Here is a 1271-nt window from a genome sequence, read left to right as displayed (position 1 = left end):
AAGTTGTCTAAAGCTCTCTCCTTTCTTTCTTAATTCATATATTTGAACTTTATCTTCATAAGTTAATTTCATAATAAAAACACCCCAAAAGTTAGATTTTTATGTCTAACTTTTGGGGTGCAGTTCATTTTCCATCCTTTTTTATCTAGGAATAAATTTTTATTCCTGGGGGGACAATGTTTAATCTTTCTTACCTTTTAGTAAGAAGGCAGCCGAGAGGGCTAGGCTGAGGCTCGCCATAAAGAGGAGGGGACTAGTCTGTTCACCAGTAGCTGGAAGTTGTTTTTCATTCGTAGAAACTTTGTCATTGGCATCATTTCTTTGAGCCAATGGTTTTGTAGTTTCTACCTTTGTTTCTTCTTTCTGAGCTGGTACTGGCTTAACAGTTGCGCTCTCTGTCTTATAGACAATAGCATAGGTGTTCAGGTCAAGAGTGATAAACTCAAGATACCCATCTCGGATGGTGAACTCTTGTGATTTTAAGTCTTTTGTCGGAGTCAACTGATAGAGTTCTTGGACAGCACCTGAAACTGGTAAACGAACGAGTACAGCACCTTTTGGTTGAACTAGTTTGCCATCTTTATCCTTGAGTTGAAGAGCATAAGCATCGTATATCTTGCCTAAGAGTTCTTTGTTTTCAACTTTTTGACTGTCAAGATAACTTGCTCCTTCGAGTTCAGTTGTTCCACTAATAACTTGAGCTCTTGTGGTTTGATCTTTCATTACTTTGAGTTTAAACTCAGGAAGTGTGATACTTGGTGCTTCTTGGTCTCCTGCAGTACCGATAGGTTCAGTATATTCAGGAATTACCACGGAAGGTGCTTCTTGATCTCCCGCTGTGCCGATAGGCTTAGTGTATTCAGGGATTTCTACAGAAGGTGCTTCTTGGTCTCCCGTAGTCCCGATAGGCTCAGTGTATTCGGGGATTACAAGGGAAGGTGCTTCCTGGTCTCCTGCAGTTCCAATAGGCTCAGTGTATTCAGGAATTACTACAGAAGGTGCTTCCTGGTCTCCTGCAGTTCCAATAGGCTCAGTGTATTCAGGAATTACTACAGAAGGTGCTTCTTGTTCACCTGCAGTCCCGATAGGTTCAGTGTATTCGGGGATTTCTACAGTAGGTGCTTCCTGGTCTCCCGCTGTGCCGATAGGCTCAGTGTATTCAGGAATTACTACAGAAGGTGCTTCTTGTTCACCTGCAGTCCCGATAGGTTCAGTGTATTCGGGGATTTCTACAGAAGGTGCTTCCTGGTCTCCCGCTGTGCCGATAGGCT

General features: G+C 42.6%; 1 protein-coding gene. It reads right to left on the bottom strand.

Annotation, left to right across the window (positions count from 1 at the left end):
- Positions 1-180: 180 nt before the first annotated feature.
- A partial coding sequence (locus QM928_RS09855; RefSeq protein WP_414295150.1) for an SIALI-17 repeat-containing surface protein occupies positions 181-1271 on the bottom strand: 1091 nt, incomplete at its 5' end.

It is taken from the genome of Streptococcus infantis (genome assembly GCF_047460405.1).
Taxonomy (GTDB): Bacteria; Bacillota; Bacilli; order Lactobacillales; family Streptococcaceae; genus Streptococcus; species Streptococcus infantis_Q.
Note: the sequence above shows the minus strand (reverse complement) of the source record. Positions and strands in the feature narration are given on the sequence as shown.